26 protein-coding genes are annotated in these 26,148 nt (G+C 62.7%); 7 read left to right on the forward strand and 19 right to left on the reverse strand.

All coding sequences use genetic code 11. The features are described 5' to 3' along the window. Positions 1 to 155: 155 nt before the first annotated feature. Entirely contained in the window at positions 156 to 536 is a 381-nt protein-coding gene (locus HWX91_RS38490; protein ID WP_028199607.1) for an ElaB/YgaM/YqjD family protein, read from the forward strand. A 52-nt stretch (positions 537 to 588) separates the two neighbouring features. Here the strand turns inward: HWX91_RS38490 and HWX91_RS38495 are convergent, their stop codons facing one another. From HWX91_RS38495 to pilM, 7 genes are all read right to left on the reverse strand, one after another. Then, positions 589 to 1,791 carry a deoxyguanosinetriphosphate triphosphohydrolase gene (locus HWX91_RS38495; protein WP_028199606.1) on the reverse strand — a complete coding sequence of 401 codons (1,203 nt, stop codon included), beginning with the start codon at positions 1,789 to 1,791 and terminating at the stop codon, positions 589 to 591. Positions 1,792 to 1,873: 82 nt separating this feature from the next. Continuing rightward, positions 1,874 to 2,950, reverse strand: coding sequence for a 3-dehydroquinate synthase (gene aroB, locus HWX91_RS38500; protein WP_042276723.1), 1,077 nt, complete (start codon positions 2,948 to 2,950; stop codon positions 1,874 to 1,876). Positions 2,951 to 2,958: 8 nt separating this feature from the next. Beyond that, entirely contained in the window at positions 2,959 to 3,510 is a 552-nt protein-coding gene (locus HWX91_RS38505; protein ID WP_028199604.1) for a shikimate kinase, read from the reverse strand. A gap of 106 nt (positions 3,511 to 3,616) precedes the next feature. Further along, positions 3,617 to 5,386, reverse strand: a complete 1,770-nt coding sequence (locus HWX91_RS38510; RefSeq protein ID WP_390417378.1) for a type IV pilus secretin PilQ — start codon at positions 5,384 to 5,386, stop codon at positions 3,617 to 3,619. Further along, positions 5,386 to 6,309, reverse strand: a complete 924-nt coding sequence (locus tag HWX91_RS38515) for a hypothetical protein (RefSeq protein WP_028199602.1) — start codon at positions 6,307 to 6,309, stop codon at positions 5,386 to 5,388. The genes HWX91_RS38510 and HWX91_RS38515 overlap by 1 nt, the downstream gene beginning before the upstream one ends. Then, positions 6,306 to 7,037 carry a fimbrial assembly protein gene (locus HWX91_RS38520; RefSeq protein WP_375792430.1) on the reverse strand — a complete coding sequence of 244 codons (732 nt, stop codon included), beginning with the start codon at positions 7,035 to 7,037 and terminating at the stop codon, positions 6,306 to 6,308. The genes HWX91_RS38515 and HWX91_RS38520 overlap by 4 nt, the downstream gene beginning before the upstream one ends. After that, positions 7,034 to 8,026 carry a type IV pilus biogenesis protein PilM gene (gene pilM / locus HWX91_RS38525; protein ID WP_028199600.1) on the reverse strand — a complete coding sequence of 331 codons (993 nt, stop codon included), beginning with the start codon at positions 8,024 to 8,026 and terminating at the stop codon, positions 7,034 to 7,036. Before pilM ends, HWX91_RS38520 begins: the two co-directional genes overlap by 4 nt. 253 nt (positions 8,027 to 8,279) lie before the next feature. Between pilM and HWX91_RS38530 the strand changes: the two genes are divergently transcribed. Next, positions 8,280 to 10,679: a penicillin-binding protein 1A gene (locus HWX91_RS38530; RefSeq protein ID WP_028199599.1), complete on the forward strand. Its 2,400-nt coding sequence runs from the start codon at positions 8,280 to 8,282 to the stop codon at positions 10,677 to 10,679. Positions 10,680 to 10,819: 140 nt separating this feature from the next. Here HWX91_RS38530 and cyaY read toward each other — a convergent pair whose 3' ends face one another. Next, on the reverse strand, positions 10,820 to 11,137 hold the full coding sequence (cyaY, locus tag HWX91_RS38535; protein ID WP_028199598.1) for an iron donor protein CyaY: 318 nt from the start codon (positions 11,135 to 11,137) through the stop codon (positions 10,820 to 10,822). A 35-nt stretch (positions 11,138 to 11,172) separates the two neighbouring features. Here cyaY and lptM point away from each other — a divergent pair, with 35 nt between their 5' ends. Next, positions 11,173 to 11,526: an LPS translocon maturation chaperone LptM gene (lptM, locus tag HWX91_RS38540; RefSeq protein ID WP_028199597.1), complete on the forward strand. Its 354-nt coding sequence runs from the start codon at positions 11,173 to 11,175 to the stop codon at positions 11,524 to 11,526. A 9-nt stretch (positions 11,527 to 11,535) separates the two neighbouring features. Then, positions 11,536 to 12,798: a diaminopimelate decarboxylase gene (gene lysA, locus HWX91_RS38545; RefSeq protein ID WP_028199596.1), complete on the forward strand. Its 1,263-nt coding sequence runs from the start codon at positions 11,536 to 11,538 to the stop codon at positions 12,796 to 12,798. A gap of 110 nt (positions 12,799 to 12,908) precedes the next feature. On the opposite strand, the gene msrQ is transcribed toward lysA, so the two are convergent. From msrQ to HWX91_RS38565, 4 genes are all read right to left on the reverse strand, one after another. Beyond that, a complete protein-coding gene (gene msrQ / locus HWX91_RS38550) occupies positions 12,909 to 13,619 on the reverse strand; it encodes a protein-methionine-sulfoxide reductase heme-binding subunit MsrQ (protein WP_028199595.1) in 711 nt (236 codons plus the stop codon). Between the two features lie 11 nt (positions 13,620 to 13,630). Further along, positions 13,631 to 14,635, reverse strand: a complete 1,005-nt coding sequence (msrP, locus tag HWX91_RS38555) for a protein-methionine-sulfoxide reductase catalytic subunit MsrP (protein WP_028199594.1) — start codon at positions 14,633 to 14,635, stop codon at positions 13,631 to 13,633. Between the two features lie 195 nt (positions 14,636 to 14,830). Further along, positions 14,831 to 16,042: a c-type cytochrome biogenesis protein CcsB gene (ccsB, locus tag HWX91_RS38560; RefSeq protein ID WP_028199593.1), complete on the reverse strand. Its 1,212-nt coding sequence runs from the start codon at positions 16,040 to 16,042 to the stop codon at positions 14,831 to 14,833. A 4-nt stretch (positions 16,043 to 16,046) separates the two neighbouring features. Continuing rightward, positions 16,047 to 18,269 (reverse strand): cytochrome c biogenesis protein ResB, encoded by a 2,223-nt coding sequence (locus tag HWX91_RS38565; protein ID WP_028199592.1) that lies wholly within the window; start codon positions 18,267 to 18,269, stop codon positions 16,047 to 16,049. Positions 18,270 to 18,398: 129 nt separating this feature from the next. Here HWX91_RS38565 and HWX91_RS38570 point away from each other — a divergent pair, with 129 nt between their 5' ends. Continuing rightward, a complete protein-coding gene (locus tag HWX91_RS38570) occupies positions 18,399 to 19,799 on the forward strand; it encodes a site-specific integrase (protein ID WP_028199591.1) in 1,401 nt (466 codons plus the stop codon). A 264-nt stretch (positions 19,800 to 20,063) separates the two neighbouring features. Here HWX91_RS38570 and HWX91_RS38575 read toward each other — a convergent pair whose 3' ends face one another. The 7 genes from HWX91_RS38575 to HWX91_RS38605 all read right to left on the reverse strand — a co-directional run bounded on the left by HWX91_RS38575 (position 20,064) and on the right by HWX91_RS38605 (position 24,896). After that, positions 20,064 to 20,285 carry a hypothetical protein gene (locus HWX91_RS38575; RefSeq protein ID WP_028199590.1) on the reverse strand — a complete coding sequence of 74 codons (222 nt, stop codon included), beginning with the start codon at positions 20,283 to 20,285 and terminating at the stop codon, positions 20,064 to 20,066. A gap of 26 nt (positions 20,286 to 20,311) precedes the next feature. Beyond that, on the reverse strand, positions 20,312 to 20,893 hold the full coding sequence (locus tag HWX91_RS38580) for a hypothetical protein (protein ID WP_028199589.1): 582 nt from the start codon (positions 20,891 to 20,893) through the stop codon (positions 20,312 to 20,314). Positions 20,894 to 21,012: 119 nt separating this feature from the next. Further along, the gene (locus HWX91_RS38585) at positions 21,013 to 21,720 is read right to left on the reverse strand and encodes an endonuclease domain-containing protein (RefSeq protein WP_052660811.1); all 708 of its coding nucleotides are present in this window, start codon (positions 21,718 to 21,720) and stop codon (positions 21,013 to 21,015) included. Beyond that, positions 21,714 to 22,739: a hypothetical protein gene (locus HWX91_RS38590; protein WP_028199588.1), complete on the reverse strand. Its 1,026-nt coding sequence runs from the start codon at positions 22,737 to 22,739 to the stop codon at positions 21,714 to 21,716. The genes HWX91_RS38585 and HWX91_RS38590 overlap by 7 nt, the downstream gene beginning before the upstream one ends. Positions 22,740 to 22,886: 147 nt before the next feature. Then, positions 22,887 to 23,096, reverse strand: a complete 210-nt coding sequence (locus HWX91_RS38595; RefSeq protein ID WP_028199587.1) for a hypothetical protein — start codon at positions 23,094 to 23,096, stop codon at positions 22,887 to 22,889. A gap of 404 nt (positions 23,097 to 23,500) precedes the next feature. Beyond that, entirely contained in the window at positions 23,501 to 24,031 is a 531-nt protein-coding gene (locus HWX91_RS38600; protein WP_028199586.1) for a hypothetical protein, read from the reverse strand. Positions 24,032 to 24,272: 241 nt separating this feature from the next. Continuing rightward, the gene (locus tag HWX91_RS38605; RefSeq protein WP_042276676.1) at positions 24,273 to 24,896 is read right to left on the reverse strand and encodes a recombinase family protein; all 624 of its coding nucleotides are present in this window, start codon (positions 24,894 to 24,896) and stop codon (positions 24,273 to 24,275) included. 331 nt (positions 24,897 to 25,227) lie between these two features. Between HWX91_RS38605 and HWX91_RS38610 the strand changes: the two genes are divergently transcribed. Together HWX91_RS38610 and HWX91_RS38615 are read left to right on the forward strand one after the other, a co-directional pair. Further along, entirely contained in the window at positions 25,228 to 25,776 is a 549-nt protein-coding gene (locus tag HWX91_RS38610) for a hypothetical protein (protein WP_028199585.1), read from the forward strand. A gap of 129 nt (positions 25,777 to 25,905) precedes the next feature. Continuing rightward, positions 25,906 to 26,139 (forward strand): hypothetical protein, encoded by a 234-nt coding sequence (locus HWX91_RS38615; RefSeq protein ID WP_028199584.1) that lies wholly within the window; start codon positions 25,906 to 25,908, stop codon positions 26,137 to 26,139. Positions 26,140 to 26,148: the final 9 nt, after the last annotated feature.

Below are 26,148 nucleotides of genomic sequence, written 5' to 3' on the forward strand. Positions count from 1 at the left end.
GCAATATCTGCTGAGGAATAGGAGTCTGCGTCACGGTGGTTTCGGGGCCGCAGGTTAGGCACCGAAGTTGCGTACCTGTGGTTTTCCCCACATGGCAGCAACGTGTAAGTGCCGTGACAGCGCGGAACCCTTTCACCCTCATCGACGGAGCGACCATGACAGCACTTCCGAACACACGAGACGCCCTCGGCGAATCTTGGACCACCACCAGTCGCCGTGCGCGACGTATCGCCCGCCATAGCCGCCATGCGGCTGAAGACATCGCAGGCGAACTGCGCACGCTGATGTCGGAACTCGAATCCACCCTGGCAGACGGTACTCAGGCAGACGCCGTGGCGCTGCGCAGCAAACTGCGCAAACAACTCGACGCCGCGCGCGCCCGCCTGAACGACACCCGTGAGGCCGTGCGCGAGCGCGCCGAGGTCGCGATGGCCGACGCCGACGACTACGTGCGCGAAAACCCGTGGCAGACGATTGCGATCGTAGGCGGCGTTGCGCTGATCGCAGGGGCCCTGCTGGCGTCGCGACTGCGCTAGGCGGCTAGCACCCAAGCAGGTCGCGACAAGCGGTGAGATCGGCCCCGGCCGATCAGTTGTCGTCGATCACGAACAGCCGCTGATACTCCTTTACCGCGTACCGATCTGTCATCCCCGCGATGTAGTGGGCGATCAGGCGCGGCTGCCGAGACGCGTCCGCGGACTGATAGCCCGGCGGCAACAGCCGGGGATCATCCGTGAACGCGTCGAACAGGCCGGTCACCACGCGGCGCGCCTTGTTGGCCATGCGCATGACGCGATAATGCCGGTACAGGTTTTTGAACAGGAAGCGCTTGAGCGCTGAAGCCTGCGCGGCGATTGCTTCGCTATGGGCGACCAGCGGCGGCGTTGCGCGCACCGCGTCCACCGAGTCGGGTGCGTACTTCGCAAGATTGAGCGAAGTCATATCGATCAGATCGACGATCAGCGTATTGATAATGCGGCGCACAGTCTCGTGGATCAACCTGCGCCCCTCGATCTGCGGGAAGTCGCCGCGCGCCGCCACATAATGCGTTTGCCATAACTCCACTTCGGCAAGCTGCTCCACCGTGAGCAGGCCTGAGCGCAAGCCATCGTCGACATCGTGATTGTTGTAGGCGATTTCGTCGGCGACATTGGCGATCTGCGCCTCGATGGAAGGTTGCCGCCCTTCCAGAAAGCGCTCGCCCAGCGCGCCGAGCCGCCGCGCGTTCTCGCGCGAGCAGTGCTTGAGAATGCCTTCCCGGGTTTCGAAACAGAGGTTCAGCCCGTTGAACGCGCCGTAATGCTCCTCCAGATCGTCGACCACCGCGAGGCTTTGCAGGTTGTGCTCGAAGCCGCCATGTTCGCGCATGCATTCGTTCAGCGCATCCTGCCCTGCGTGGCCGAACGGCGTGTGGCCAAGATCGTGCGCCAACGAAATGGCTTCGACGAGGTCCTCGTTGACGCGCAGATTGCGGGCAACCGAACGGGCGATCTGCGCGACTTCGAGACTGTGCGTGAGGCGCGTGCGAAACAGATCGCCCTCGTGATTCACGAACACCTGGGTTTTGTACTCGAGCCGGCGGAATGCCGTCGAGTGGACAATGCGGTCGCGATCGCGCTGGAATTCGGTGCGCGCGCTCGGCGCGGCTTCGGGATAACGGCGCCCGCGCGACTGGGCGGAATGCGCCGCATACGGCGCGAGATGCGCTTCGAGTGCTTCTGGCGATGGCACGCCGCTCACGGGCGTGCCTGCCGGGTCATGCTTTACATCGTCGCTGCGCCTGTCTGTCACCGGATTCTCCGAAACATGGGCGGCGCCTCATGACGCTGGTGCCTATTGCCTTGCCTTGCTGCCAGGCCCTCGCCGGATCGGTCTAGACGGCGGCGGCCAGCGTGGCGTGCACCTCGGCGTCGGGCGCCTGGGTGATGAGCGTCTCACCGAAACGCTTCAGCAGAATGAATTTGATCGCACCGGCTTCCGCCTTCTTGTCGACCCGCATGAGTTCGACGTACCGCGCATCGCCCAGCGCGGGCGCCCGGGTGGGCAAATGCGCCGCAACGATCACGTCGACCAGGCGCTTGCGCGCGGCTTCGTCGAGATAGCCCATGCGTACCGACAGGTCCGCCGCCATCACCATCCCGCAGCCGACCGCTTCGCCGTGCAGCCATTCGCCGTAGCCGAGTCCGGCTTCGATCGCATGACCAAACGTGTGACCGAAATTGAGGATTGCGCGCAGGCCGCCTTCACGCTCGTCCTGCGCCACGACCGACGCCTTGATCTCGCACGAGCGCTTGACCGCCTCGGCCAGCGCTTCGGGTTCGCAACGATTGAGCGCCTCGACGTTCGCCTCGATCCAGGTGAAAAAGCCGGCGTCGGCAATCGCGCCGGTCTTGATCACTTCGGCGACGCCCGCTGCCAGCTCGCGCGCCGGCAGCGTGCGCAGCGCGCCGATGTCGGCGATCACGGCCTGCGGCTGGTAGAACGCACCGATCATGTTCTTGCCAAGCGGATGGTTGATGCCGGTCTTGCCGCCTACCGACGAATCGACTTGCGACAGCAAGGTGGTCGGCACCTGGATGAACGGCACGCCGCGCATGTAGCAGGCCGCGGCAAATCCCGTCATGTCGCCGATCACCCCGCCGCCGAGAGCGATCAGCGTAGTCTTGCGATCGGCGCGCGAGCCCAGCAGCGCGTCGAAAATCAGGTTCAGCGTTTCGAGGTTCTTGTACGCCTCGCCGTCCGGCAAGACGACCGTGGACACCTGCTTGCCGAGCGGCGCGAGTGCCGCGCGCAGCGTGTCGCCATAGAGCGGGTCGACTGTGGTGTTCGTGACGATCGTGACCGAACTGCCGCCGATGTGCGGCGCGAACAACGCGGTCTGGCCGATCAGATCGGCACCGATATGGATGGGGTAGGCACGCTCGCCCAGTTCGACATTGACGGTAATCATACGGTCCATTATGACGCAGGATGTTTGGCGACGCCGGCCATCTCGAGCTGCATCAGAACCATGTTGACGAGTCCGTTGACTGAAGGCCGGCCGGTTTCGATCACAAAGTGCGCGCATTCCCGGTATAGCGGATCGCGTACTTCGTAGAGCGCTTCGAGGCGCGCTTTGGGGTCTTCGGTCTGCAAAAGCGGGCGATTCTTGTCGCGCCGGGTGCGCAGCCACAAATCGTGCGGATTGGCGCGCAAATAGATCACTACGCCCCGATTTTGCAGCGCTTCGCGGTTTTCCGGCCGCAGCACCGCGCCGCCGCCCGTAGCCAGCACGATGTTGTCGCGCCCGGTCAGCTCGGAAATCACGTGCGCCTCGCGGTCGCGAAAGCCCGCTTCGCCTTCCAGCTCGAAGATCACGGGGATGCGCGCGCCAGTGCGCGCTTCGATTTCATGATCGGAATCGAAGAACGGGCGATCGAGACGGCGCGCAATGGCCCGGCCCACGGTGGTTTTGCCCGCCCCCATGAGCCCTACAAAAAATACATTGGCGTGTGCGTCCCGCGCTTGCAACGGTGTCCTCTGGCTAATCCGGTATGGTTCGTGCCGCAGCTTACTGGCAAAGCGGCTGCCTTGTCGAGCCTGCGGGCTGCCGCTAAACAGCGGCGCCAGCGTGCCCCTAATTTGTCTGAACGACGCGCGGCGTGATGAAAATTGCCAGTTCACTGCGCTGGTCCCGATGGGCCCGATGGCGAAAAAGCGCCCCTAAAACGGGTATTTTGCCCAGGACCGGCACCCGCGTCACATCGTCCCGGTCGTCGGTCGCGTAAATTCCACCGATCGACACCGTACCACCATCTTCGACCTCGACGCGCGTTTGTACGTGTTTGGTGTTGATCGCAGGCCCGGCGTCGGTCTGCTCGCCGACGCTGTCTTTGGCGACATCGAGGTCCAGCACCACTCTGCCGTCCGGCATGATTTGCGGCTCGACCTCCAGTTTGAGCGTGGCGCGGCGAAACTGCACGCCCGACACGCCCTGCCCCACTTTCGCCTGATAGGGCAGCTCGGTGCCCTGCTCGACGACCGCTTTCATCCGGTCTGCCGTCACGACCCGGGGACTCGAGACGATTTCGCCGCGGCCTTCGGCCTCCAGCGCGCTCAGTTCGATGTTCAGGAGCCGCGTCGCCCCGGCCGCGAACAAGGTCAGCCCGGCGGTGGCGGCGTCAAAACCCGAAATGGGCCGCGCCGACAGATCGTAGACGGTGCCGTCCGCACCACCCGTCAAGCCTCGGGCGGTACCGTCGGCGTTGGTGGCCGCCATGGAAAGCCGCACGCCGAGGTTACGCGAAAAGCCATGCTCGCCCTCGACGATGCGCGCCTCGATCAACACCTGACGTGTCGGCCGGTCAACGGACGCAAGCAACGCACTGATTTGCGCAAGACGGCCTTCGAGGTCGGTGACGAACAGCAGGTTGGTGCGCGGATCGGCGGTCGCGGCGCCGCGTTTGGATAGCACGCGTTGATTTCCGGCGCCGGTCAGCAGGCGCCGCACGTCTTCGGCACGCGCGTAGTGCAGCTCGAACGTGCGGCTCGCGAGAGGCTCAAGATCGGCGGCTCTTGCGTGTGCTTCGAAACGCTGCCTTTCACGCGCGGCCAGCTCCGCGATCGGCGCGACCCAGATCACGTTGCCACGGCGCTCCATTGCCAGCCCGTTGACATCGAGCAAGGTGTCGAACGCGGTGCGCCATGGCACCTTGTCGAGTCGCAACGAGACGGCGCCGCGCACCCTCTCGCTCGCGACGATGTTCAGCCCGGTGAACTGGGCAAACGCGTTGAGCACCGCGCCGAGTTCGGCGCGCTGAAAGTTAAGCGAGATCGGTTTGCCGTCGGCTGCGAGTTGGGTATCCGCGGGCGTTTTGGGTGCATCGCTCAGGCGCGCAAGTGGAGGCAGCGGCACCGGCGGCCCTTCGAGCGCCGTGGCTGCGCCGCCATCGGCCGCCGGCGACCCTTCTTGCCGTTGCGAAGACGCCGTGGCATTCGCGGCTCCGGTGAGGTCGTTGACAGATTCGATTCCGGTGCTTGCCGTTGCTCGCGATACGCCACCTTCATCGACAGGCTCGTCGCGAAACGGGTTGGCCACTTCAGCGCCGACGCCGCGCGGCAGCGGCGGTATTCCGTATCGGGCATCGGACGGCGCGATGGTGTCGTCGATCGGCATGTAGCCGGGCAGCGGCGGGAGCGAAGCGTGCGCATTACCGGCGCCTATCGCCATGCCGGCGACGAGGATGGCAAAGAGGCGGCAAGCGAGGTTGCGAACCGGCTTGCCACGCGGACTACAAAACGCGCCTCCGCGCACCGTTGCTGGCAAACGCAAGCGCACGCCAAAGCCAGAGTGCACACGAACCGCAGCGCGCGAAACCCTCAGGCCGGGCGACTTCATCCGCCTCATCAAGACGCCTCCGTGAGTGCCAGCGTGCGCGTCGCGCCGCCATTAGCCAAAGTGACGCCAAGCATGTCGAGGCGCGTGACGCGTTCGGCCCCGAGTTGCTGCCCGAACACGGCCGTGGTCGCACCGTCCGGCGTATCGAGCAAAGCGAGCCCGCGGGTGCGATCGTGCAGCAAGCCGACGAGGCGCAGTTGAGAAGCATCGGCTTGCGGTTCGCCGGACGCGAGCATCTGTGCAAGCGCGAACGGGTCGAAGAACACGATGTCTTCTTCGTCGTCCGAATCGAGACTCTCGTCGACCAACGCGTCTGTGGCGGTAGTTGACGGCACGGGCCTCAGCGCACTGAAGACATGCAGCGTTGCCTTCACCGTTAGCGAAACGGCATCGCGGTTGACCGTGACGTCGACGGGAACAATCAGTACCGGCAGGTCCGACAGGCCGCGCAGAAACGCCATCAGGTGAACGAAATCGGTGTGCGCGGTGAGTTGTACAGGACGCATGCTTTCGGCACCCGAGCCGTTGGCCGCGCCCGGTTCCAGCGAGAGCAAGGAGACGCCGTTCTGCAGCGCAAGCTCGGACACGATTCGAACATCGTCCGCGGAACTCCACGATGCGGGCAACCGTGCACCCGCGCCGACCGCAGCTTCCCGGCGCAGCGCAGGCAGTTGCGCCAGCGCGCGGCGCGCATCCGCTAATTGCCGGGTGGCCGCCTCCAATGCCGTACGACTCGCCTCGACCCCACCGAGATCGGCCACTATCCAGCCATGAGCCCCAAGTCCGAACACCACCGCGGAGATCAGCAATGCGACCATCCAACGGCGCCGACGGCTCCAGACAGCGAGCGGCAAACGCACATGCTTGATCCAATGGGAAAAAGAGAACCGCGCGCTCGCCGCGCCGCCGAAATCGACAAAAGTCGCACTCATTTCACACCTCGTGATGGTTCAGATTTCATGGGACGTTGCGCCGCCGTGCCGGACTGTTGGGTTGTTTTCGTCGGCGGACTGCCCCAGCGCAGATGCGCTCCAAATTCGATCGGGCCGCTCACACCGCCCGCGGCGACCGCACCAGTGCGCGGCGTCGAGCGATGCAGGTCGTTCACCTCCGCACCTTGCACGCCGCGGATTGCGCTCAGGCGTTTGAGCCACTCGGCCGACGCGATATGCCCGCGTGAGGTCGCCAGCAGTTCGGTCTCATGCTCGCGCTGGCGCAACTGCTGCAGCACGACGCCGTCGCCGGGTTCGAAACTCAACGCATCCAGCAGATCGCGCAAATGCGTAAGCGGCTCGGACAGGCTTACCGCGCGCGCCAGGCCTTTACGCTGTTCGTCTTGCTCCCGCAGCAATCTGGCGTGCTCCGCGAGCGGCGCAGCCAGTTGCGCGAGTGCTTGATCGGTCGACGTGCGCTGCGCAACGAGTCGCGCCCTTTCGAACGCCTGCCAACCAATCAACGCGAGCACTGCCGCAAGACCGGCAAACGCCGCGGCGGCCCCTTCGAGCAGACGGCGCCGGTATGCGAGCCGCGTATTGCGTTGCCTGTACGGCAGCAGATTGAAGCCTCCGAGCCACAGCTGCGCGAAGCGGGCGCCGCGCCTCGAAGCCTGCGTGTTCGGGCCAGCCGCATCCAAGGCGGGGCGCCGCAGAGCGCGCATCATTCGAGCACCCCGCGCAATGCAAGCCCGAATGCGACGACCGCGGCAGGCTCGTGCAACAACGGATCGTGCAGTTCACGTGCGAGCCCGCCAAGCGCCGCGCATTCGAACGGCAGCACAGTGCAGCCCAGTACGTCGGCAATATCCGCAAGCGAGAAACCCACACCGTCGAGCAAATCGACCTCTCCGCTCAACAGCGCGCAGTCGATTGCGGGACCTTGAACGAGATCGCGCAACGCGTCGGCGAGATCCGCGTGCTCGGGTGCGGGGTAACGCATTTCACCCGCCACGCAGTCGTCGACTATGCGCCAGCCGTAGACGCCGTCTGTACCGATCCACAGCGCGACATAGGGCTCGTGCGGCTCGAGTTCGTGGCTCGCCGCATAGCGCATTGCGCGCAAGGCTGCATGCGGCTCGCCGTCTATCGCGGTGAGCGAGATACCGGCGCTCGCCGCGCATTCGATACGTGCTTCGAGATGCTGGCGAGCGGTGGCGGCGATCGTCACGCAACGCACCGGCGAAGGCGTCTCGTCGACGAACCAGTCGACGGCCAGCGCATGCCGCTCGAGGCCGGCGATGCGCTCGACTTCGCTCATCACCGCCGGCTCGAGTTCGGCCAGTTCATGGCCGCCGTCCTGCGAGCAACCGGCGAGTTCGGCGAGCCGTGTGAGCGGCACAGTGGCGGTCAAGGTGGCAGAGGCAGGCAACGCCATCGCGCAGCGCAAAGCGTGCGGCGCACACGCGCGTGGCAGACCCGCGAACGCATCACGCAACGCACGCGCCACTGCAAGGCGGTCGGCGATCTCGGTACCGGCCATCGCGCCCGCACCGAGCGGCACGGTGCTCGCATATTCGATATGCAGCGCGGCACCTGTGCGCGAATGCCGGCTCACCACGATCAGACGCACCGCCTGTGAACCTAGATCGATTCCCGCAGCAAAACGCTGCGCCCCGAGTCGCACATCTTGAAGCCACGAATTTTTGAACGTCATCACGCCCTCCCTCACACTCACGCGACGAACTATTCGAACGCGGGTAACGAGACGGAATTGTGCGCAGCCGCGCCGCCGCGCGACACTCAGCCAAATGGCTAACGTTGCGCGACGCGTGCCCCGCGTGCGATCAAAGCGTCTACAGTGAAGTCATTCCTGCGCGGCGCAGCGACTTGTCAAGAACTGTCAGTAAGCCTGCCGAAAGCTGAAAAGCGGGGCGGCTATAATCGCGGGACTGTTTTTTGGTATCCATATGCAATCCACGTCTCCTACGTCCCCGCCGCCCGCGCCGCAGAAGCGCAAACGCCCCTTGTGGCTCAAGCTCATCATGGGCTTTGTGGGTCTGATCGTCGCCGGCATCCTGTGCGTGCTGCTGGTGCTGGGCTACGCGCTGGTCGTGGCAACGCCGAACCTGCCGTCGCTCGACGCGCTAACCGACTACCGGCCGAAGGTGCCCTTGCGCATCTATACGGCCGATCATGTGCTGATCGGCGAATTCGGCGAAGAACGGCGCGATATCGTCCACATCCAGGACGTGCCCGACAGTCTGAAGAAAGCGGTGCTGGCAATCGAAGACGCACGCTTCTACGATCACGGCGGCGTCGACCTCACGGGCATCGCGCGAGCCGGCTTCGTCGCGCTGACCAACGGTCATGCCACGCAAGGCGCCAGCACGATCACCATGCAGGTGGCGCGCAACTTCTTTCTTTCGAGCGAGAAGACCTACACGCGCAAGATCTACGAAATGCTGCTCGCGTACAAGATCGAATCGAAGCTGACGAAAGATCAGATTCTTGAGGTGTACATGAATCAGATCTATCTCGGTCAGCGCGCGTATGGCTTCGCGAGCGCGGCGCGCGTGTACTTCGGCAAGGATCTGAAGGATCTGACACTGGCGGAATCCGCCATGCTGGCGGGCCTGCCGAAGGCGCCGTCGGCGTATAACCCGGTGGTCAATCCGAAGCGCGCGAAGATCCGCCAGGAGTACATCCTGCAGCGTATGTACGAATTGCACTACATCACCCAGGAACAGTACGACGAGGCCAGCAAGCAGCCGCTAGTCGTCAAGGGTGCGGGCAAGGAGTTCAGCGTGCACGCGGAGTACGTCGCGGAAATGGTGCGGCAGATGATGTACGCGCAATATCGCGAGGAAGCGTACACGCGCGGCCTGAATGTCGTGACCACCATCGACTCGGCCGATCAGGACGTGGCTTACCGGGCGCTGCGCAAGGGTCTCATGGACTACGAGCGGCGTCACGGCTATCGCGGCCCGGAAGCATTCATCGATCTGCCGTCCGATGCGGATGACCGCGAACAGGCTATCGACGACGCGCTGCTCGAGCATCCCGACAACGGCGAAATCATCGCCGCGGTGGTGACCTCGGCGAGCCCGAAGCAGGTGCAGGCCACTTTCATCGACGGCAACGTCGCGACCATTCAGGGCGATGGCCTGCGCTTCGCGCAGTTCGCGCTCGGCCCGCGTGCGCAGCCGAATCAGCGCGTGCGGCCCGGCGCAATCGTTCGCCTTGTGAAGGACGACGACGGCAACTGGTCGATTACCCAGTTGCCGCAAGTGGAAGGCGCGTTCGTTTCGGTGGTGCCGCAAGATGGCGCGATTCGCGCGCTGGTCGGCGGGTTCGACTTCAACAAGAACAAGTTCAACCACGTCACTCAGGCGTGGCGTCAGCCGGGTTCGAGTTTCAAGCCGTTCATCTACTCGGCCTCGCTCGAAAAGGGGCTCGGACCGGCCACGGTGATCAATGACGCGCCGCTCTTTTTCAGCGCCGCGGAAACGGGTGGCCAGGCGTGGGAACCGAAGAACTATGGCGGTGGCTTTGACGGTCCTATGACCATGCGCACCGCGCTGCAGAAGTCGAAGAACCTCGTATCGATTCGCATCCTGAACCAGATCGGCACGAAGTACGCACAGCAATACATCACGCGTTTCGGCTTCGATGCGGACCGTCACCCGGCCTATCTGCCAATGGCGCTCGGCGCGGGTCTAGTCACGCCCTTGCAGATGGCCGGCGCGTTCTCGGTATTCGCGAACGGCGGCTATCGCGTCAACCCCTATCTGATCGCTGAAGTCACCGATCAGCGCGGTATCGTCGTGGCGCACGCGCAACCGCTGGTCGCCGAGCAGAGTGCGCCGCACGCGATCGAGCCGCGCAATGCGTACGTGATGAACAGCCTGCTGCAAAGCGTCGCGCAACGTGGCACGGGCGCGAAAACCAATGTGCTCAAGCGTACCGATCTCGGCGGCAAGACCGGCACGACCAACGATTCGCGCGATGCATGGTTCGCCGGCTATCAGCACACGCTTACCGCCATCGCCTGGATCGGCTACGACAACCCGCGCAGCCTCGGCGATCGGGAAACGGGTGGCGGCCTCGCGTTGCCGGTGTGGATCGACTACATGGCGCGCGCGCTCAAAGGCGTGCCGGAGTACAAGATGCCGATGCCCGACGGCGTGACGGAATTGGGTTCGGAACTGTATTTCGACGACTTCACGCCGGGCCACGGCTTCATCGCCACCGTCGGCATCAGTCAGGCGGCACTGGATGCCGACGCGAGCGGCGCGTCAGCGGCGGCGCCCGAGCAAGTCGGCGAGCAGGAAAAGCAGGACATCATGAATCTGTTCCGCGGCCACTAAACGCTTGAGTGGCCAGAAAAAGAAAACCGCCGCGCTCGATGCGCGGCGGTTTCATTTGGGCGATCTATTCAGCACTCTTTCCGACGTTTATTTCCGCGCCGGTTCAGGTCGTCATTTCGACGATCCTTCTCGCACAACGCTTACGCCTGGAAGTGAACCGGCTCGCCGGCCTGCTGCGTCGCGTACTCCGACAGCGCCGCGAAAAACTCCGTGCCGCTGCGCGTATCGCGCCACTCGCCGTCGACGAAACGGAAGTGGAATCCACCCGCCTTTGCGGCGATCCAGATCTCGCTCATCGGCGGCTGCAGATTGACGATGATCTTCGAGCGGTTCTCGAATTCGAGGGTCAGGACATTGCCGCTGCGCTCGAGTTCGATGTCGGCTTCCGTGTCGTCGAGCGCGCGTTCGATGGCGGCTAGCGCGGCTTCCGCGCGGGTCAGGTAATCACTATCGGACATGCTAAACTCCATCGATTATTTATACAGGGACAGTCATGCGAGTCGTATCTCGGATGCGCGCGGCGGCGCCCGGCCGCGCGATTGTAGCGGGTTTAGCCATTCTCGCAGGTTGTGCACTTGCCGGCTGCGGACAACGCGGCTCGCTCTATTTGCCCACCGTGCCGCCGCTACCGGCCAAGCCGACCGATCGCACGGAAGCGCCGCCGGCAGCAAGCTCGGGTGACCTGAAACCTGGTGCGCAAAGCACCGCCCCGACGGGTGAGATACCGGATACCTCCGGTGCGCCGCTCTCGTTGTCGCCGGATACCGAACTTGCCGCACCGCCCGCGTCTGACGCCTCCGCCGCTACGCCTGCGCAACCTGCCTCTGCCGCCACTCCTGCTCAATAAGACTTTCGCATGACTCGATCCGCATTTGACTACGTCGACGGCGTGCTGCACGCCGAGGGCGTGTCCGCCGTCTCACTCGCCGAGCAGTTCGGCACGCCGCTGTACGTCTATTCGCGCGCCGCGCTCACCGAAGCGTGGAATGCCTATGCAGGCGCTTGCGCCGGTCGCCGCGCGACGGTGCACGTCGCCGTCAAGGCCAATAGCAATCTCGCGGTGCTGAATGTGTTCGCGCGCCTCGGCGCCGGCTTCGACATCGTGTCGGCAGGCGAACTGGCGCGCGTGCTGGCCGCGGGCGGCAAAGCGGAAAACACCGTGTTTTCCGGCGTCGGCAAGCATGCGGACGAGATGCGCCAAGCCCTCGCCGCAGGCGTCAAATGCTTCAACGTCGAGTCGATTCCCGAACTCGACCGGCTGAATGCAGTCGCCGCGGAAATGGGCAAAAAAGCACCCGTTTCGTTGCGGGTGAATCCTGACGTCGACGCGAAAACGCATCCGTATATTTCCACCGGCCTGAAGTCGAACAAGTTCGGCGTCGCGTTCGACGAAGCACGCGCTACCTATCAAGCCGCTGCCGCGATGACGCATCTCGAGGTGGTCGGCATCGACTGCCATATCGGCTCGCAGATCACCGAAGTCGCGCCCTATCTGGATGCGGTCGACAAGGTGCTCGAACTGGTCGAACAGATCGAGCAGGACGGCGTGAAGATTCGCCACATCGACGTAGGTGGCGGGCTCGGCATCACGTACGACGACGAAACCCCGCCGGAGATCGGCGAGTTCGTGCGCACCGTACTGGATCGCATCGAAGCGCGTGGCCACGGGCATCGCGAGGTGTACTTCGAGCCGGGCCGCTCGCTGGTCGGCAATGCAGGTGTGCTGCTGACACGCGTCGAGTTTCTGAAGCCAGGCGCGGAAAAGAATTTCGCCATTGTCGACGCGGCGATGACCGATCTTGCCCGCCCTGCGATGTACGAGGCCTATCACGCGATCGATGCCGTCGTTAAGCGCGACGTGCCTGCGCATGTGTACGACGTGGTCGGCCCGGTTTGCGAAAGCGGCGACTGGTTGGGCCGCGAGCGTCTGCTCGCAGTCGAACCGGGCGATCTGCTGGCGATTCGCTCGGCTGGCGCATATGGCTTCGTGATGAGCTCGAACTACAACACCCGTCCGCGTGCGGCCGAGGTGATGGTTGATGGTACACAGGCGTATGTTGTTCGTGCTCGCGAAGAGCTCAAGCAACTGTTTGCGGGTGAAACGATTCTGCCGGCGTAAACGTCTGAATTCGCCAGAACGCGTCAAAACTCAAACAGCAGCATGAAAAAAGCGATGCCATTGCGGCATCGCTTTTTTTCATTGGCACGTTCGGCACATTGCGGCGTTGATCAGCGCGCCTTTAACCTTCGCTCGCGCAGCCATAGGATCAAACGCCATCCCAACAACGCAACCATGATCGCGCCGTAAATCTTCGGCAAAACCAGGTCATGCTTGCCCGCCTTCATCCACCAGAAGTGCAGGATCGCCAGCGCTCCGATCACATAGATTGCGCGATGCAAGGCCTGCCAGCGGCGTCCAAGTTTGCGCACCATCGCGCGCGGCGACGTAACGGCCAACGCGATCAGCAGCACGAACGCGGCAAAGCCTACGGTGATGAATGGACGTTTGCCGATATCCTTCAGAATCGCGGCAACATCGAACCACTTGTCGAACCAGAGGTACGTAGTGAAATGGAGCGTCGCGTAGAAGAACGCGTACAGGCCCAGCATCCGGCGAAAACGGACCAAAGCAGGGATACCGGTCAGGCGGCGCAACGGCGTCACAGATAACGTGATGCACAGAAAGACGAGCGTCCACAATCCCGTCGAGCGCGTGATGAACTCGATCGGATTCGCACCCAGCCGATCGGTCATGCCGAACAGCACGATGCGCGCGAGCGGATACCACGCCGCGATAAACACCGCGATTTTGGCCGGCACGATCCAGCGCGCGCCACTGGCAGGGCGCTTTGCCGCGACCGTAGCCGACGCCGACGTCGACGTCGCTCGCCGGCTCCCACGTTCGGTTGATGGCGTAACAGGTTGTGTTTCAGAAGCCATGCTCACACCGCTCAAAAGTTCTTTTTCAGGTCCATGCCCTGATACAGCGATGCGACCTGATCGCCGTAGCCGTTGAACATCAACGTCTTGCGCTTGGGCGTAAAGAAACCGTCTTCGCCGATGCGCCGCTCGGTAGCCTGACTCCAGCGCGGATGATCCACGTTCGGATTCACGTTCGAATAGAAACCGTACTCGTTTGACGCATACGTATTCCAGCTGGTCGGCGGCTGCTTGTCGAGAAAACGGATCTTCACCAACGACTTCGCGCTCTTGAAGCCGTATTTCCACGGCACCACTACCCGGATCGGCGCGCCATTCTGATTCGGCAGCACCTGTCCGTAGAGGCCCATGGTCAGCAGCGTCAGCGGATTCATCGCCTCGTCCATCCGCAGACCTTCGGAGTACGGCCAGTCGAGCACCGGCGTCGACAGACCGGGCATTTGCGACGGATCGGCAAGCGTGATGAATTGCACATACTTCGCATTGCCGGTCGGCTGCGCACGCTTGATCAGCTCCGAGAGCGGCACACCGATCCACGGAATCACCATCGACCAGCCTTCGACACAACGAAGCCGGTACACGCGCTCCTCGAGCGGCGCGAGCTTCAGCAATTCGTCGATGTCGTACACCTTCGGGTTCTTGATTTCGCCCTCGACGCTCACCTTCCACGGACGCGGCCGCAACGTACCGGCGTTCTGCGCCGGATCCGACTTGTCAGTGCCGAACTCGTAGTAGTTGTTATACGTGGTGATGTCCCTGTACGGCGTGATCTTGTCGAGCGCGACGAATTTCGCGTTGGTCTTCGCCGCGAGCTTCTGCGCCTTCGGATCCGGTGACGAATATGCCGCCAGCGCTTCACCGTTCACGCCGATCAGGCTGCCGAGCGCTAATGCACCCGCCGCACCGGCCGTCTGCAAAATACGCCGCCGATTCTCGAAGACTCGTTGCGGCGTGATTTCACTACGCGCGATGTCATCGCCGATAAGTTGCGTTCTGTCGCTTCGCTTGATCCACATCGTGCTGCTCCTTGCCGGCCCATCGCTTGTCTATCTTACGGGGCCATATTGATGATCGGCTCGTTCGGCCATTCGCCAGCATTCCTAGGTACTGCTGTAACGAACACCCTGGATGCAGAGAATATTCCGTTGCACATAAAAAAACCGCCGGTGCGAAACACGCGGCGGTTCTTAGTCGCTCCAGAACGGCGGATATTACAGCTTGCCGTAGCTATGCAGCCCCGACAGGAACATATTGACGCCGAGGAACGCGAAGGTCGTCACCAGCAGGCCGGTCAGCGCCCACCATGCCGCCACCGCGCCGCGCAGGCCCTTCATCAGGCGCATATGCAGCCACGCCGCGTAGTTCAACCAGACGATCAGCGCCCACGTTTCCTTCGGGTCCCAGCTCCAGTAACCGCCCCATGCCTCTGCGGCCCACAGCGCGCCGAGGATCGTCGCGATCGTAAAGAACGCGAAGCCGACGGCGATCGACTTGTACATCAGATCGTCGAGCACATCGAGCGGCGGCAGACGGTCTGCCAGCATACCGCGCTCCTTTGCCAGATACGCGACGCCGACCATGGCCGACAGCGCGAAGCTGCCGTAACCGATGAAGTTAGCCGGCACGTGAATCTTCATCCACCAGCTCTGCAGCGCCGGCACGAGCGGTTGAATCTGCTGTGCGTCACGAGCGACCGAGTACCACATCAGGAAACCGACCGCTGCGCTGATAACCAGCAGCACGAATGCACCGAGCGCACGCGTGTTGTAGTGCTGCTCGTAGTACAGGTAGAACAATGCCGTGATCAGGCTGAACAGCACGAATACTTCGTACAGGTTCGAGATTGGAATATGACCGACATCCGCGCCGATCAAATACGACTCGTACCAGCGCACCATCAGACCGACGAAGCCCATCACCACGGCAGCCCACGTCATTTTCGAACCGATCGCCGCACCGGTCGGCGAACGCGACAGCAAGCCGATCCAGTAAAAAACGGTGGCAAACACGAAAAGCGCGCTCATCCACAGAATCGCGGACTGGCTCGACAGGAAATACTTGAGGAAGAACTCGTTATCCGCGCGGCTGAGATCGCCGTGGTAGATCTGGATCGCCAGCAACGAGAGCGCGGCGATGCCCACCATCAGCGGACGGACGGGTTTCCAGCGCCAGCCCAGCACGATGAACACCGGCACGGCGCAGCACAGCACCAGTTTGTCGTAGTAATTCATGAACGGGTAATAGCGCGCCAACGCGAAGCCCGCGCCCGCGACCATCAACGCGGCGAACAGCCAGTCGACGACACCGAGCCGTTTCAGAAACGGCCGCTCGTCATACTGCGCGACGTTGAGCGCCTCGCTCGCGAACGCTTTCTGCGGCCGCGAGGCTGAAGAGGAGGAAGAGGAAACCTGAGTCAAGTCCATGATCTTACCGAGTCGAATCTTGTGAGCGTGCGGACGGCGCGCCGGCATTGCCGGGTTTGTCGGAAGCGCCGGCGGCGTCGGATGTTTCAACGAGTTTGGCACCCAACGCGGCGCCGACAGCGTCGCGCGTCTGGACGAACTCCTTTTCGAAATCGAGCGTTTTGCGCGCGCTCGACATCGCCATCACGACATTCGTGCCGTGAGCGGTATCTTTGAGCCAGAACCACAGACGCCGTTCGCGGACGTAGAACATCGAAAAGATGCCCAACACGAGGAGCAGGCTGCCAAGATACACGACTTTTTTGCCCGGCGCGCGCGTCAACTGAAATACCGAGGCTTGCACCTGCTTGAATGAGTCAAGCTGTAAATAGACCGGCGATCCATACAAAAAGCTGTCAGATATCGCGTTGATCGAGCTCTGGATGAAGCGGCTGGCGTCTGCATTCACCACGGCGTCCGGCTCGCCCAGTTGCTCACGCGACAGTTGCCACAGGTCCCACGTCGCGCCTTCCAGCATGCGCAGCAGCAGGCCGGCGGCCTTTTCCTGCTCGCCCTTCGGCACCGAATGGTCGATGAACCCGGCGACCGCCTGGAAGCCGCCGACCGTCTGGCCGTTCGGCATCTTGATGCTGTTGTCCGCCCCCGCAAACAGGGTCAGGACACGTAGCGCGCTTTCTTCCAGATGCTGCTGCAGTTCGGTATTTGAACCCGGCACGGAACGCAGTGCGAAACGGTGAGCAGCAGCGGCGCGCATGGCCGGATTTTCGAGCGTGGCGCGCAGGTTCATCCATTCCTTGACGGTACCGCCGGTGTCGGCGGGAATGCGCAGGTAGCGGAATGGGTCGTCCGGATTCGGGCGCATGCCGGCGAGGAACATCTTTTCGCCCGCAACGTCGACCGGCAGCATGTAGTTGTTGTACTCGCGCGCCTGACCGTCCTTGTCACGCACCTTGTACTGCACCGACGGGCCTACGTTATGCAGATCGAGTGGCTTCGAGGTCTTGGCGCCGGAGCCGAGGCGTTCGTCGAACGCCTCCTTCAGCGTGCGATGCGCGGCAACCCCACGGGCGTCGGTCTGGCCGCTGCCGTTCGACACATTTTCGACGTTGATTGCACGGAAATCGGTGAATTCGACGGTTTGCCCGTCGGCCAGCGGCGTGGCCGCGCTCAACGGCGCATTGCCGCCGATCGTGCCGCCGAACGGCGCGGTTTTCGCGCTCGCGCCGGACATCGGGTAAGCGGTCATCTGCATCTGCGAGCCGCCATCCTGGAAGCTCGACTGGTAAATCGACACGCCGTCGTAAGTGAACGGCTTGTTCACCTCGACACGCGCCGGCACGCGCGCGCCCGTCTTATGATCGACCACGACGATATCGCTCGCGAACAGCTTCGGCATGCCGGTGGAGTAATAGTCGACGATGAACTTGTTCAGTTCGATCGAAAACGGCAGGTCTTGAATCAGGGAGCCGTTCGGCTGGTTCAGAATCGCCGTGGACACATGCTGGCCTTCCGGCACCCACGCGTAACCGCGGAACGTCGGGTTCGATTGCGATAGACGGTGTTCCGGCGGGATATCGTTGATCACCGTGTTGGCGTTGATCGGCGACTTGTTGAACAGCCACATTTGCAGCTTGATCGGCAGATTGCTATCGAGCAGACCGCCCAGGCAGATCACCACGATCGCGATATGCGCGGAGATGTAACCGAACTTGGTCAGCGCGCCGCGCTTGGCGGCGATCAGTGTGGCACCGTCCGATTCACGCGTGACGAACTTGTAGCCGAGTTTCGCCGAGAGTTTGGCGAGCACCGCGGCGGTCTGCGCGCGCGAGCCGTGCACCGCGAACTCGCCCTTGTGATGGAACGCGCGCAGGCTGCCTTCGCGGACCTTGTCCTTCCAGCTCTTCGCGTCTGCGACCATCTTCGGGGCATTGCGGATCACGCACAGCGACACCGATACCATCAGGAAACCGAGAATCAGCATGAACCACCACGAGCTGTACACCGTGTACAGGCTCAGCGAGCGGAAGATGTCCGCCCAGAATGGGCCGAACTGATTAACGTAGTTGGGATAGGGATCGTCCTGCGTAAGGACGGTGCCGATGATACTGGCGATCGACAGAATCACGAGCAGCGCAATCGCGAAACGCATCGAACTCAAGACCTCGATGATGCTGCGCGCGATGCGATTGCCCGACTTCGACTGCAAACCCGACGTGGTGACGCTCATTCAGAATGCTCTTTGTAATGCCGGACCCTTGCCCAGCTTGGAGAGGCCCGCCAGATAAGGCTTTGCGGGCTTTCATGTGCCTTGTGGCTGTACCACACTGGGTAAAATCCAATGATGGGAGATTATCGCATGTGTACGGGATTGCTTCGCCGTGGCTCACGGTACTACATACGGCGGCGCGTGCCGCTCGATCTGGTCCGCATCGTCGGCAAGTCCGAGATAGTACGGGCGCTCGGCACGTCCGACCCGACAGAGGCTCGTCGTCTGTGTCGCATAGAGTCGGTCAAGTTCGATCAGGAATGGCAGGCTCTACGCGATGCCCCTGTATCTCCTCGCCCCGCTGGATGGGACATAGCCGCCCGCTCTCGTGAGGAGGCAGAGGAACACGAGTACTACTTCCGGCACGTAAAGGATGAGGGCGTCGAGGAGGCAGAGGCAGAGGCTTTTGAGGATGCCGTACAGCGCACAGCAGCGGTGCTTCGAGAGGCCCACAAGCTCGCTGGCATCCCACAGCCAGTCAAGCAATCCCGCGCCATGCGGCACGATGTCACACCCAAGCTGCTGCTGCCCGATCTTTGCGATTCATGGGAAAGGGAGAAAGCACCAGCCCCACGCTCGGCGCGCTTCGTGCGGCTCGTCATCGGTAGATTCCGTGAGGCGTGCGGCCCGCTGCCGGTCCAGTCCATCATCCGCGCTCATGTGTTGGCCTTTCGTGACTGGCTTACCGCTCAGGGACAAAGCCCGGTCAACACCAACAAACAGCTTACAGGCCTTGGGACGCTGCTGAACTTCGCCACTGCTGCCGGGACAATCGAAGCGAATCCGGTCAAGGGCGTGAAAGTCACCGCGAAGCGCACAGCCGCTGCTACCCGGCAACCCTTCGAGGCGCACCATCTGCGCGTGTTCTTCGCCGCCGCCGGGCGTAATCGCAGCAGCGCGGTAGATGGTCGCCTGCCTGCCGCCGCCAAGTACTGGCTACCGTGGCTCCAGCTATTCACGGGCGCACGCGTTGAGGAATTGGCCCAGCTTGCCCCGTCCGACGTAACAGAGGTGACATTCACCGACAGCACCGGCAAGGATCGCACGTCGCCCGTACTACGCATCACGGATGCTGGGGAAGGTCAAGGCGTCAAGACTGCTGGGAGCGTCCGCACCGTGCCACTACACCCGGAACTGATCCGGCGCGGCTTCGTGGCGTTCGCCCGCTCTCGCGACGGTCATCCCCGCCTGTTCGGTCTGAAGCCTGCCCCGGATGGTCACGAGTCAACCGGCTACGTTAAATGGCTCTCCCGGTTCCTGCGTCAGGTCGTCGGGATAACGGACAAGCGCCTCACCGGCCACAGCTTCCGCCACGGCTTCGCCGCCGCCTGCCGTGCTTGCCGTCTGCCTGAGAACGAAACGGCGGCGCTGATGGGTCACGTGGGTGGCTCGGTGCATCGGCGCTACGGCGGCGCGTACCCGCTCGCGCCCCTCGTGGAGACAATGGAACAAGTGCGGTTCGCAGGCTTCGATCCGACTGCCTACCCGTGAAGGCTGGCGCTCGCGGCATAGCTTCGCCGCCGCCCTGACGGGAGCGCGCAACAGATGCGCGGGTATTTACGAACGGTTGTGCGCTTTAAATCTTCCGAAGCGGGGTGCGTGACTCCTAAACCAACCTACCTAATTAATTGCCACTCAAAGCCTTATCCAGCAAGGCTCTGAGCATTTCGGCGGTTCATGAGAAACCGGATTCGAGAGGCCGATCCAGCAGCCTCCCGCGCCCGTCAGGTTGCGCGATGCCGTATCAGAATACGGTCAGAAGCCTCGCTCTTTCAGCCACGCAAGATCGCGCACGCGGCGGCTCTCGGCAATCTCGGACTTCGTGCGCGGGTCGTTCACCGATCCCTCGAAGGGCACCTGCCCCGGCTCCAACTTCTCGCCATGCTCGCGCTCCCAGCGCTCAACCTCGGGCTCAGCTTGCAACACGATCAGGGCATCGGCCTTCGACAGTCCCAGCAGTTTCGTCAGATCATTCATGTCATTCTCCTTTCAGTTCCGGGCGATCAGTCGCCCTTCAGCTTGTAAAGTAATTCGGACAGCGCGCCCATCGCGCCGCCGTATTGTTCAATGAGGCGAGCAATCTCAACCCCTCCCCATTGTTCAAAATGCGGGTCATCAATCAGCACCCGTTCCGCGCCGAAGACGCCATTGACCGGCAGCAAGCACACCAGCCGTACGACTAGACGGCCATCGCCCCAGCACTCGCCGCTCGCGTGGTATCCATGCCGCGCCACAGACGCCTCGCGCAACCGCACGCCAGCACCAGCAACGCGGGCAGCAGCTTCTTCGGCGTGAGCTTGCTGGGTGTCTGCGCTGTATCCAGACTTCGAACCCCGGATGAACTCGCGCCCCGCCAGCCGTTTCCGGCGACAGCCCCAGCAGCTACCATCTCGCACCACCCGCCCAGTCGTCAGGCACTTCGGACAGCGCGCCCCGGTGTAGACGGTGGAACCAGCCAGCCAAGCCTTCAGGCGTTCGACATCGGCAATCTGTCCCGCAATCCGGCGTTGGCACTCGGCGCACCCGGCGACATGCTGGCGCGCATGCAGCGCGGCGGCGCGGTAGCGATCAGCGACCATCGACATCGGCGCGCCCGGCCCACTGGTCTTAGTCGCGGCCCGCTTTACCGGCAGCTTCCCATTGGCGATGGAGACATGCGGCGGCTCAACCGGCTGACGGACTCGGACGTATCCAATCGGCGCACTCACAGCTTGTTCCCCGCCAGTTCATCGTTAACCGGTCGCACGGGCGCAGAGGCGTCAGCAGGCCAGTTTGAGCGCGCACGATCAGCACGGTTTTCGGTCCGATTCTCGGTCCGGTTCGCGTCGATCCCGGCCAGAAACACCCGCATCAGGTCGCGCACATGCTCAGGCATCGCGGCAATCAGTGCATCCCGGTCAACCGGCACCAACGGCTTCCCGTTCGCACCCAGCGGCCCGGTCAGGTCGAGCATGGACTTGCTGTAGCCGTACGATGGCGGCGCGATCTCGTGCCACTGGATAGCCTGAGCCAGCGCGGCAAAGCCCTCGGCAACCTGTTCATCAGTGATCGTCCGTTGGCCCCACGTCGAGCGAATCCACGCATGGACGCCTTGCCAGTTCGCGGCGGCACGATGCCAGTACGCAAGGTATCGACGGGCAGCAGCTTCGCGGGCAGCAGCCCCGCGTGGTCGTCGGTTGAACTTCGCCGGTACAGCGCGGCCCGCTTCCCAGTGTCCTAACTCGCCATTGCACGGCTTGCACAGAACGCCGCGCACCATGTTCGTCCGGTGGCAGTGATCGGATGCAGCCGTTGCCAGCGTGATCTTCTTCGCGCAGATCGCACACAAACCGGACTGCGCTAGCAGGCCAACGCGTCGGTGGTCCGTGGTATCCGCCCCGGCCATGTTGTAGCGCGGCTTGTCCGTCAGCATCGTGATTCCAGCAGGCGCACGCGCCAAGGTCGAGGCAGCACATTCGCGCTCGTCTCCGGTGTCAGCAGTGGCAGCGGGCATCGGTACGCAATCATTGCAGCGTACAGCTTCAGGGTTGATGTGTTCTCCACGTGTTTCCAAGCGATCTCCAAATCAAAAGTGCCAGCGTCATCAGCGCCGAGCATGTCCAGTAGTTCAAACAACTCGGCATCGTCCATGGCCCGCATTTCAAGCACGGCATCGGCGACAAAGCCGGTCTTGCGTCGCGTATCGAGCACACGACCATTCCAGTGTTTACGGGCGTTCGCCTTGCGCTCGTCTTCGGTCAGCGTCTTCCTCGACTTCTTCGTAGCAGCGGCGGCGCGTTCAGCATGCGTGCGCTGCTTCGATCCAGCCGGTCGGCCACGGCGTTTAGCAACTCGGGGAACCATCCAGTCAGGGTGCGAGCCGTAGACCAGATCAACGAACGCAATCACATCGGCTTGTAACGCTGGGTCTTGCGCGTCGAAGAGCGCACGCAGGCGATGCAGAACGCCCAGCGGATGCCCATCATCGTCAGCCGGTTGAGCTTCGGCCATTGGCACAGCAGCACGCAGACCGGACGGCGGCGGCGGGTCTTCGCCTTCCTCCAGCAGTCGCCACATCGGCGGTCGCACTCCGGGCGGCATGTACAGCAGCCGGTACTTCGACCAGAACGCGATGCGCGCCATGCGCTTGACGAATGGACGCAGCTTCACACTGTCGGCGGCTTTGATCGCGGCAACTACATCGCGTCGGTTCCACGGGTGCGAATCACCGAACTCGGTCAGGCCGGACACCTCACACGCGAACCTCAACGACCAGAGCGCATCATCTCGGCTGTCGATCTCGGGACGCTTGAACCCACGCGGTAACAGCTTGCCAAGCGCCTTTTCGGCACCGTCGAGAACGCTGTCCCACGCAGTGCATTCGGCGGCGTTGAGCCGTTCTTCAAACTGCGTGCGGTCGATCATGGTCAGCGGCGCGACTGCATCGCGCATGGTTGTTGTCGGATGCCTTGCACGTCACGCACACACCCCGGCCATCAGAAGCCAGATACGCCTTGCGCCACGATACGAGCGTCTTGCAGCAGGCACAGAAACCACCCTGAGCAGCAAGCACAGGCCTTACATCGGCCTTGGCGCGCCTCACGCCGCCACCTTCTTCGTCTGCGCCCGGCGCTCACGCGCTGCCCAGCTAGGCAACGACCCGGTAAGCGTCTCCACTACCTCACGCCATACGGCCACCGGCCCCCGGCTCGCCCTAGCTTGCAGCGCCTCGAAGTAGGCGCGTGCTTCGTTGTTCCGCTCCAGCGGATGCTTGGCGGCGCGCTCTGCGTGCTTCGTTTCCCTCGTCATAACTGCTCCTGTGATTGAAGTCGCGCAACGCCGCACCGGCGCAACGCTTTGATTGATGTTCCACATAGGCGAGAACGCTGAAGCGGCACGCAGTGGCGCGCCTTCTATGTGTCTTGTTCATCCATCGTTATTGGATTCCCAAGGTTTCCCTCGAACGCTATGTGTCTGTGGGTGTCCCGTTATTGGATTCCCAAGACTTCGCTCGAACGCTATGTGCCTGTGGGTCCATCGAAATAGCGAATCCCAACCGGCGCTCTGTGTCTGGATAGTCGACCGAAATTGAGAGTCCCTAACAATCAATCACTTAGCGGCGTGGTGCGCCGCGCCCCTTCAGCGCAGCCCTCCAGATAGCAAAAAGCCCGCTCAATGGCGGGCCTCGCGCTCTCGTCTGTGTCACCGCGCCGCTACTGGATCGCCCGTCGCGCTTGTGCATCTTCTGCGTACGTCCGACTGCTTAACTGGCTCTCCGTCATGCTTGCGGCCCGAATCTTCGCCTCCCCGGCTGCGTGCCGGTCGCTCTCATTGCCTGTCCAATCGAACTTCGCGAGTCGCGCCGCTGCGCCCTCCATCGCTGCCCACACTGCCCGCATCGCCTTCTCCTGATCGCTCGCATTCTCCGACCACGGCTCGGATTGCACGACCCATCCCTCCGTTTCAGCAACACTCCCCGCCTCCGCCAGCGCCTCATAACCCGCTTCCCCAGCATCCGCCAACTCCGTCGCCCGATCCTCGTACCCAATGAAGAACGACAGGCGCATGCGCTCGTTGTCCCACTCCGGGCAAACCGTCCCGGCGATGAACGCCCACGACACGGCGCAATGCTGCGCCATGCTGGACGGCCCCTCCTCATCCTTCCGCACCCACTGCCAATCCGTGTCCGCGTAGAACGCGCCTTCGTTGTAAGCCTCGACGTGAAGTTCTTCCAGCACAGCCATTTGCACCTCTATTTGGTTGTTGCGGCTCAGTCACCGCGAAAGGCCAGGTTAATGACGCAACTTCGCCGGGTCAACGCGCCGCGCTGTGTCGCCTGCCTCTGGACGGCAGTGGACAGTGACTGCTGGATAAAGCATCGGACAACACGCCGGAGACGGTGCGGGACAGCATCGCTGTAGCGCAGATACAACAAAGGCCAGCCGGATCACTCCTGACTGGCCCTGTGCAACGCCTCCAACACGCCTATTGCTCGGTTGACTCCCTCACGCTCCGGGCCTTCTCTCCTCCGTGTGCCCGCTTCACCGTCGCCACCGATACGCCGAAGTGTTCCGCCGTCTCTGCGATGCTTGCGCCCTGCTCTGCGCGCCATGCGCGGATCGCTGCCGGATCGCTCGCCCTCGGTCGTCCAAGGTGCGCGCCTGCCGCCTTGGCAGTCTCGATGCCTCGCCGCTGCATCTCTCGCCGGTTCAGGTAGTCGGCCTCGCCCTGTGCCGCCATGAATGCCAGCACTGCATCACGTGTCGCCTTGCTGATCGCGTCCGTAGCGCCGCCGTCGAACACCATGCCGTTCAGCGTGCACACTACCTTGACCTTGGCTTTCATAAGGCGCTGCATCGTCTCGTGTAGCTCATCGTATCGGCGGCTGATCCGGTCCAACCATCGCACGTACAGCACGCCGCCCTTGCGCAAGTCCCGCTCAACAATTGCCCATTGCTCGCGGTCGCTGGGAGCTACGTGATACCCGCTCACGCCCTCGTCAATGAATACGTCCTCGGCTTCGACTCCCTGCGTCGCCGCGTCTGCGTATTGGCTCGCGCTCGTCTGCCCGTCCGTCGTGCTGATCCGTCCGTAGTAAAGCGTTCTCATGCTGTGCCCTCGTGGCTCAAAAGGTGTACGGCTCAATACTTACATAGCTCAGAATGACAGTCAACCTTTTGAACCTACCGATTCGGCTCTGTTGCATCCCACTCACAAGGTACACCTTATGAGCCAACCTGGGCGCACGCATCCAGCCCGACCATAGACCATCCCACCCTCCCTATGGAGCAGTCGCCCGCGTGCGCTCAGGCGCGCCGACGGGGGCGTACGCGTGCGGGCGCGGCGTGTAAGGCCCCGCAGAAATCCGAATCAAAATTGGGTCCGTGCCACGCAGGAATCCAGCACAATACCCCTGCGTCTAATAAGACAAATCGGGGGAATGATGGCGGACGGCAATGCGGCGTTGATCGCGCTTATTGGCGTGCTGGCAGGTGGCTACGTCAACAATTTCTTGGCTGAGGACTATCGCCGGTTCCGAGATAGCACTGCGCTGGCGGGTGCGTTGGCGGGTGAGCTAGGTTCGCACATGCAGGCGTTCCCGCTGCTACGGACCATGCTGACCTCACTGAAAACTGCGGTTGAACAGGGGGAGCGACCGGCGCTTCGGCACTTCGATCCACCGAACGATCCTATCTATGAGAGCAACGTGGGCAAGCTCGGTTTGCTCGGAGGCAAGCTGGCGGAGGACGTTGCGTTCGCGTACCAGCAGATTCGCGCCTTCCGACTGAACTTCGTCTTAGTACTGTCCCAGCATGAGCAGATGAAGGACGCCGAGATTTTGGCTCGCCTCAACTCGTGCCTCGATACGATCAATAGGGGTGATGCACGTGCCGTGGTGTTGCTGGCAGATTTGAAGGCGCTCGCCAGCCATCAGTATCTGGAGACAAGGACACGGCGGCTACGGTCCCTGATCGCGGGGATAAATTAGGTCGAACCATTCCGGTGGTTACTGGGTGCGCAGGCGTCGGCGCAGTGCTCACGGATTGCGATGACAAATTTCGGTGCGGGGTTCCCATTGGTATGATCTGCGTGTGCCAACTTCCGAAGGGCTTCTGTCATGAGCGAACACAAGATCACGGTCGTGGAGAAAATCGGAGCGTCGAACTACGAGGCCGTTTGGGACATCAGCACGGGCGGTCTGCGCATAACCTGTGACGGGACCGTGATTCGAGACTGGCCCTCCTCGCAATCGCATGTCGCCGTCCATCAGGCTGTCGGCGGCTCGTACGTTTCAGCCGCACCAAGCGAAGAACAGCTTCTAGCCGTCATCCGGTTCTACGCGGGCAAATAACTCATCGGG

Source organism: Paraburkholderia fungorum, assembly GCF_902833645.1.
Taxonomy (GTDB): domain Bacteria; phylum Pseudomonadota; class Gammaproteobacteria; order Burkholderiales; family Burkholderiaceae; genus Paraburkholderia; species Paraburkholderia fungorum.

Excerpts from the sequence above, each read along its gene's own strand:
- HWX91_RS38490 (WP_028199607.1), top strand. The coding sequence starts at position 156 with ATGACAGCACTTCCGAACACACGAGACGCCCTCGGCGAATCTTGGACC.
- aroB (WP_042276723.1), bottom strand. The coding sequence starts at position 2,950 with ATGATTACCGTCAATGTCGAACTGGGCGAGCGTGCCTACCCCATCCAT.
- HWX91_RS38510 (WP_390417378.1), bottom strand. The coding sequence starts at position 5,386 with ATGAGGCGGATGAAGTCGCCCGGCCTGAGGGTTTCGCGCGCTGCGGTT.
- HWX91_RS38515 (WP_028199602.1), bottom strand. The coding sequence starts at position 6,309 with ATGAGTGCGACTTTTGTCGATTTCGGCGGCGCGGCGAGCGCGCGGTTC.
- HWX91_RS38520 (WP_375792430.1), bottom strand. The coding sequence starts at position 7,037 with ATGATGCGCGCTCTGCGGCGCCCCGCCTTGGATGCGGCTGGCCCGAAC.
- pilM (WP_028199600.1), bottom strand. The coding sequence starts at position 8,026 with ATGACGTTCAAAAATTCGTGGCTTCAAGATGTGCGACTCGGGGCGCAG.
- HWX91_RS38530 (WP_028199599.1), top strand. The coding sequence starts at position 8,280 with ATGCAATCCACGTCTCCTACGTCCCCGCCGCCCGCGCCGCAGAAGCGC.
- cyaY (WP_028199598.1), bottom strand. The coding sequence starts at position 11,137 with ATGTCCGATAGTGATTACCTGACCCGCGCGGAAGCCGCGCTAGCCGCC.
- lptM (WP_028199597.1), top strand. The coding sequence starts at position 11,173 with ATGCGAGTCGTATCTCGGATGCGCGCGGCGGCGCCCGGCCGCGCGATT.
- lysA (WP_028199596.1), top strand. The coding sequence starts at position 11,536 with ATGACTCGATCCGCATTTGACTACGTCGACGGCGTGCTGCACGCCGAG.
- msrQ (WP_028199595.1), bottom strand. The coding sequence starts at position 13,619 with ATGGCTTCTGAAACACAACCTGTTACGCCATCAACCGAACGTGGGAGC.
- msrP (WP_028199594.1), bottom strand. The coding sequence starts at position 14,635 with ATGTGGATCAAGCGAAGCGACAGAACGCAACTTATCGGCGATGACATC.
- ccsB (WP_028199593.1), bottom strand. The coding sequence starts at position 16,042 with ATGGACTTGACTCAGGTTTCCTCTTCCTCCTCTTCAGCCTCGCGGCCG.
- HWX91_RS38565 (WP_028199592.1), bottom strand. The coding sequence starts at position 18,269 with ATGAGCGTCACCACGTCGGGTTTGCAGTCGAAGTCGGGCAATCGCATC.
- HWX91_RS38570 (WP_028199591.1), top strand. The coding sequence starts at position 18,399 with ATGTGTACGGGATTGCTTCGCCGTGGCTCACGGTACTACATACGGCGG.
- HWX91_RS38575 (WP_028199590.1), bottom strand. The coding sequence starts at position 20,285 with ATGAATGATCTGACGAAACTGCTGGGACTGTCGAAGGCCGATGCCCTG.
- HWX91_RS38580 (WP_028199589.1), bottom strand. The coding sequence starts at position 20,893 with ATGTCGATGGTCGCTGATCGCTACCGCGCCGCCGCGCTGCATGCGCGC.
- HWX91_RS38585 (WP_052660811.1), bottom strand. The coding sequence starts at position 21,720 with ATGCTGACGGACAAGCCGCGCTACAACATGGCCGGGGCGGATACCACG.
- HWX91_RS38590 (WP_028199588.1), bottom strand. The coding sequence starts at position 22,739 with ATGCGCGATGCAGTCGCGCCGCTGACCATGATCGACCGCACGCAGTTT.
- HWX91_RS38595 (WP_028199587.1), bottom strand. The coding sequence starts at position 23,096 with ATGACGAGGGAAACGAAGCACGCAGAGCGCGCCGCCAAGCATCCGCTG.
- HWX91_RS38600 (WP_028199586.1), bottom strand. The coding sequence starts at position 24,031 with ATGGCTGTGCTGGAAGAACTTCACGTCGAGGCTTACAACGAAGGCGCG.
- HWX91_RS38605 (WP_042276676.1), bottom strand. The coding sequence starts at position 24,896 with ATGAGAACGCTTTACTACGGACGGATCAGCACGACGGACGGGCAGACG.
- HWX91_RS38610 (WP_028199585.1), top strand. The coding sequence starts at position 25,228 with ATGATGGCGGACGGCAATGCGGCGTTGATCGCGCTTATTGGCGTGCTG.
- HWX91_RS38615 (WP_028199584.1), top strand. The coding sequence starts at position 25,906 with ATGAGCGAACACAAGATCACGGTCGTGGAGAAAATCGGAGCGTCGAAC.